The sequence below is a fragment of the Pseudomonas sp. R62 genome, from assembly GCF_000257605.1.
Taxonomy (GTDB): Bacteria; Pseudomonadota; Gammaproteobacteria; order Pseudomonadales; family Pseudomonadaceae; genus Aquipseudomonas; species Aquipseudomonas atacamensis.
The window spans coordinates 851,160-856,250 of the sequence record NZ_JH635999.1 but is presented as its reverse complement, the minus strand read 5'-3'; the positions used below and the strand labels follow the sequence as shown (position 1 = coordinate 856,250).

Sequence of the window (5,091 nt, the reverse complement as noted above, 5' to 3'; positions counted from 1 at the left end):
ACGCGGCGCCGGTGGAGTTGTACGTGCTGCCGGAGTGTCCGCATGGCTTCATCCATTCCCCACCGCCACTGCTGACCATGTGCTGGCTTACAGCAGGCAGTGGATTTCGGCGCGAGTGGCAAGCTACTCAGCGAAATCCGCCGAAATCAGCCCGGCGCTTTTGTAGCTGCCGATTGCATGGCGAGCGGTAAAAAACGAGACAAACAAAAGGCGCCCTCACCGGCGCCTTTTTTGTTTGCGCTGAACCCTGCGCGATCGTTCACCACATGCCGATTGTGGTTCAAACCGTAAACAGTCTTTACCCAATCCGCGCCTGTTTCCCCCGCCAGCCGCCGCATAGAGTTCGTTCCAGCAACACACTCAACTTCAGCAAAGGAACATCCTCCATGAAAGTCTCAATGCTCGTCCTCGCACTCTTCGGCTTCAGCTCGGTGGTCATGGCTCAGGAATCGACTACCACACCTCCCGTCGAGCAATACACCTACGCCAGTCACCTCGACGTCGCCAAAATCATCTCGGAAGATCCCGTGCCGGATGTCTGCGCTGTAGTGCCGGTGCACATGACTTATCAGGATTCCCAAGGCAAACAGCACATCCTGCAATACGAGGTCATGGGCAGCGGCTGCAGCAACGGTTGATCTGGCCAATACCTCGCACACCCATTGCGTCTCAGAGTTGGCTCGCTGAGACGCAAATGCCTTTACCGCTTCAATCGATCAGCGCCTGAGCAGTGCTCGCCAACTGCGCGCCCACCCGGGTTTTCAAGGTATCGATGAATCGCGTGATCTTCGCATCGACAAACTGGCGAGACGTGTAGACCGTGTAAACATTGCGCTCGTAGGTGTGGTAATCGGGCAGCACCCGCACCAGCCTGCCGGTACGCAAATCGTCGATCGCCGTGAAGCCTGCCAACAGACCAATCCCCGCCCCTTCGCGAATGGCCACGGCCATTGCGTCCATATCGTTCACGCTGAAACTCGGCCCGCTCGGGATGAACGTCGCATCGCCCGCCTTGCTTTTGAGCTGCCATTCATCGCGCACGTAATCCACGGTACCGAGCAGCAGGCATTGATGATCGCAAAGCTGCTCCGGCGTTTTGGGTGCGCCATGCCGCGCCAGGTATTCCGGGGAGGCCACCAGTACACAGTGACTGACGCCGATCTTCTGGCTGACATACGCCGAATCCGGCAGCGTTCGCGCGATCAGAATGGACACGTCCAACTGATCCTCAAGCAGATTGGGCATGCGTTGGGAGAGCATCAAATCGACGGTCACTTCGGGAAACGCCTGGCGATATTCCAGCACCGCGCCGGTCACCAGTTGCCTCGCCAGTCCGGGCACGCAGTGCACGCGTAACGTCCCTCGTGGTTGCAAGGCGGCATTGCTCGCCTCGGCTTCGGCGCTTTCCAGGTCAGCGAGAATCTTCACGCAGCGTTCATAAAACCGCCGGCCCGCGTCGGTCACCGAGAGACGCCGGGTCGAGCGTTGCAACAGGCGGGTGTCGAGCACGTTTTCCAACGCCGAGACCGCACGCGATACGTTACCGACGGTGGAGTCGAGATGGTTGGCCACGGCAGTGAAACTGCCCATCTCGACTACCTTGATGTACACCGACATGTTTGAAAGTTTGTCCATCCTGATCGTCCTGTAGACCTGCCACTCACTGCGGATAACGTCGGATGCTACACGCTCGCTCCTGGGCTCGATATTACCTTCTGGGACAACAATGATTCCCTCGTGGCCGGCTAAATCAAACGGCACGCCTTCCATAGACTGGATTCCACGGGACGCCTGAACCGCTGCGTACAAGGCGCCGAATGAATCCTCAACCATGAAGGCGACATCCATGAACACTCCTTACGATCCGCTCTATCTCTTCATCGGTGGTCAATGGCTCACCGCCCAGGACCGCGCGACCGCCGCCGTGGTCAACCCTGCAACCGGCGAGGAACTCGGCCAGGTGCCACTGGCCACCGCCGAAGACCTGGATCACGCCCTCGAAGTGGCCCGACTGAGCTTCGACCAATGGCGCCAGACCGTGCCGGACCAGCGCGCAAAAATCCTCAAGCGCGCCGCCGACCTGATCCTCGAACGCGCCCCGCACATCGCTGGGCAAATGACGCTGGAAGAAGGCAAGCCACTGCGCGAAAGCCTCGATGAAGTGACCCGTGCGGCGGAATATTTCGAGTGGTTCGCCGAAAGCGCACGACGCATCGACGGCCGTGTCGTCCCGGCCAATCGTCCGGGTGTACTGCAACTGGTCAAACGCCAAGCCATCGGCCCCGTCGCAGCGTTCACACCGTGGAATTTCCCGGCCATCACCCCGGCGCGCAAGCTCTCGGCAGCGCTGGCCGCCGGTTGCAGTGTGGTGCTCAAGCCCGGCGAGGAAAGCCCTTCCACCGCGCTGGCACTGGCCCGAGCGCTGGACGATGCCGGCCTGCCTAAAGGCGTGCTGCAAGTGGTGTTCGGCGTGCCGGATCAAGTGTCCAGCCATTTGATTGCCTCACCGATCATTCGCAAAGTGACCTTCACCGGTTCGGTGCCGATCGGTCGGCTGCTCTCGGCCCGCGCTGCCGAAGGCGTCAAGCCGATCACTCTGGAACTGGGCGGCCACGGCCCGGTGCTGGTGTTTGCCGACGCCGACATCGAAAAGGCTGCTGTGGAAGGCGTCGCCAATCGCTTTCGCGGCACCGGCCAGGTGTGCATTTCCTCGACTCGTTTCCTGATCCAACGTGAGGCCTACGCCGACTTTGTCGAGCACTTCGTCGCGGCCACCCAAGCGTTGAAAATCGGCGATGGCATGGATCCGCAAACCCAGGTCGACCCTCTGGCCAACCCACGGCAACTGGCGAAGATGGAGCAACTGATCGCCGACGCCGTCGAGAAAGGCGCGCGGGTGCTGGCCGGTGGCGAAGCGTTGCCGGGCGCAGGCTTCTTCTTTCAGCCCACCGTATTGGCCGATGTGCCGATGAGTGCGCGAATCATGCACGAAGAACCCTTTGGCCCCATCGCGATACTGATGCCTTTCGATGAGTTGAGCGACGGCCTGCAAGAAGCCAACCGCCTGCCCTACGGCCTCTCGGCCTACGCGTTCACTTCCAATGCGCGCACCGCGATCGACGTCGCCGATGGCCTGGAAGCCGGAATGATCGGCATCAACCAGTACCGCATCGTCGCCACCGAACTGCCCTTCGGCGGCATGAAAGAAAGCGGCCACGGTTCTGAAGGTGGCATCGAAGGCATCGAGCACTACCTCACCAACAAATTCATCAGCCAGGTTTAAGGGGATTTCCATGTCGATTATCGATTTCAGCAGCCCACGCGAAGCCGCCCGCGCCTTCACCCCGAAACTGGCGCAATTCGTGGACTCAACGCTGTACCCGCAGATCTGGAGTGACCCCGCCTTGTCCCCCCGCGAGCGCAGTCTGATCACTGTCGCTGCGCTGATTGCCGGCGGCCACTGCGAAGAGTTGCCCGCGCACCTGCGCCGCGCTGTCAGCAATGGTGTGAGCCATGAAGAGTTGTCGGCGGCGATCACTCACTTGGCCTTTTACGTCGGTTTTCCGGGCGCCATCACCGCCTCGGCCATCGCCAATGCCACCCTTGCCGACACGGAGCAACGCTGAGATGAAAGCCATCAACCTGAAAGCATTCGGTTCGGCAGAAGTGCTGCAACTCGGCGAAGCGCCCAACCCTGAAGTACGCCCGACCGACCTGCTGGTGCGCGTCTACGCGGCCGGCGTGAACCGTGCCGACCTGACCCACCGAACCGGCGGCTACGGCCATGCGAACTTCGGCGACTCGTTGATCATCGGTCTGGAGATTGCCGGGGAAGTGCTCGAGACCGGCAGCGAGGTCAGCGGATTCGCCGTCGGCGACCGGGTGATGGGCGTGGTCGGCGGCGGCGCCTACGCCGAACTGGCGCGCATCGACTACCGCATGGCCATGCCGATTCCGGCACAGCTCGACTATGTGCACGCAGCGGCGATTCCCGAAGTGTTCGTCACCGCCCACGAAGCGATGCTGCACCTGGCCCGACTCAAGTCAGGCGACTCGGTGCTGATCCATGCCGCCGCCGGCGGCGTTGGTTCCGCTGCCGTGCAACTGGCCTACGCCACAGGCGCCACGGTGTACGCGACCACCGAAGGCAGCAAATTGTCGCGCGTCGAACATCTGGGCGCCGACGTGGCCATCGACTACAAGACCGAGGATTTCGCCGCAGTCATCGCCGACAAAACCCAAGGGCGCGGCGTCGATGTGATCATTGATTTTATCGGCGCGCCCTACTTCGCCCGCAACATCGCCTCGCTGGCCCACGGCGGCCGCCTGGTCCAGGTCGGCATTCTTGGCGGCGGCGGCAAGGTCGACGTGGAGCTGGAGCAAATCCTCTACCGGCACCTGCAAATCATCGGCACGGTGATGAAGTCGCGCACCCAGCCGGAGAAGCACGCGATGATCCAGCGCTTTCGCGACCACTGGCTGAAACGCTTCGCCGGCGCTGCGAGTCTGGAACCGGTGGTGGACAGCACCTTTCCGTTGTCCCGCGCAGCCGATGCCCATCGGCGGATGGAGTCTTCGCAGAATGTCGGGAAGATTATTCTGACGATGCGGCCGGAGGATTTGCGCTAAGGCAGGTCGATCAAATCTGGCCTTGCACCGTCCTGTTGCAAGGTCAGCGGCCAGCGCACTCAAGACTTAACACTGATCCCGCGAGCAGCAAAGACTTCACGCGCAGCCGTTATACCGTTCAAGGCGCTGGGAAACCCTGCGTATACCGTCATTTGCAAGATCACATCGACCACCGCCTCCGGTGTGCACCCGACGTTCAGGGCACCGCCGATATGCACTTTCAGTTGTGGCTGTGCGTTGCCCAGTGCGGTCAGTGCCGCAACGGTTGCCAGCTCACGAGTGCAGTGATCGAGCCCGGGGCGGGCGAAGACATCGCCGTAGGCAAAACTCAGAATCCAGTCCGCAAGCTCTGGAGCAGTATCCTTCAATGAATCAACCACTGCCTGACCAGGTCCGCCAGTAATCTGCGTCAGAGCGGCTTCTCCGCGCGCTCGACGATCAGTCATCTCCACGGGCGCTGCG

General features: G+C 61.4%; 6 protein-coding genes. 4 read left to right on the top strand and 2 right to left on the bottom strand.

What is annotated here, in order from left to right; genetic code table 11:
* Positions 1-386 precede the first annotated feature (386 nt).
* Complete coding sequence (locus OQK_RS22260) at positions 387-638, top strand: DUF2790 domain-containing protein (RefSeq protein ID WP_016774351.1); 252 nt, start codon at positions 387-389, stop codon at positions 636-638.
* A 70-nt stretch (positions 639-708) separates the two neighbouring features.
* On the opposite strand, the gene OQK_RS22255 is transcribed toward OQK_RS22260, so the two are convergent.
* Positions 709-1,635 carry a LysR family transcriptional regulator gene (locus tag OQK_RS22255; RefSeq protein WP_016774350.1) on the bottom strand — a complete coding sequence of 309 codons (927 nt, stop codon included), beginning with the start codon at positions 1,633-1,635 and terminating at the stop codon, positions 709-711.
* 211 nt (positions 1,636-1,846) lie between these two features.
* Between OQK_RS22255 and OQK_RS22250 the strand changes: the two genes are divergently transcribed.
* Genes OQK_RS22250 through OQK_RS22240 form a run of 3 tightly spaced genes read left to right on the top strand, consistent with a single transcriptional unit; the run spans position 1,847 to position 4,629 of the window.
* Positions 1,847-3,283, top strand: coding sequence for an NAD-dependent succinate-semialdehyde dehydrogenase (locus OQK_RS22250; protein ID WP_016774349.1), 1,437 nt, complete (start codon positions 1,847-1,849; stop codon positions 3,281-3,283).
* 10 nt (positions 3,284-3,293) lie between these two features.
* A complete protein-coding gene (locus OQK_RS22245; protein WP_016774348.1) occupies positions 3,294-3,626 on the top strand; it encodes a carboxymuconolactone decarboxylase family protein in 333 nt (110 codons plus the stop codon).
* A gap of 1 nt (position 3,627) precedes the next feature.
* Positions 3,628-4,629, top strand: coding sequence for an NAD(P)H-quinone oxidoreductase (locus tag OQK_RS22240; RefSeq protein ID WP_016774347.1), 1,002 nt, complete (start codon positions 3,628-3,630; stop codon positions 4,627-4,629).
* Positions 4,630-4,688: 59 nt separating this feature from the next.
* On the opposite strand, the gene OQK_RS22235 is transcribed toward OQK_RS22240, so the two are convergent.
* On the bottom strand, positions 4,689-5,081 hold the full coding sequence (locus OQK_RS22235) for a carboxymuconolactone decarboxylase family protein (protein WP_016774346.1): 393 nt from the start codon (positions 5,079-5,081) through the stop codon (positions 4,689-4,691).
* Between the last annotated feature and the right edge of the window lie 10 nt (positions 5,082-5,091).

Coding starts and splice junctions, on each gene's coding strand:
- OQK_RS22260 (WP_016774351.1), top strand. CDS start 387: ATGAAAGTCTCAATGCTCGTCCTCGCACTCTTCGGCTTCAGCTCGGTG.
- OQK_RS22255 (WP_016774350.1), bottom strand. CDS start 1,635: ATGGACAAACTTTCAAACATGTCGGTGTACATCAAGGTAGTCGAGATG.
- OQK_RS22250 (WP_016774349.1), top strand. CDS start 1,847: ATGAACACTCCTTACGATCCGCTCTATCTCTTCATCGGTGGTCAATGG.
- OQK_RS22245 (WP_016774348.1), top strand. CDS start 3,294: ATGTCGATTATCGATTTCAGCAGCCCACGCGAAGCCGCCCGCGCCTTC.
- OQK_RS22240 (WP_016774347.1), top strand. CDS start 3,628: ATGAAAGCCATCAACCTGAAAGCATTCGGTTCGGCAGAAGTGCTGCAA.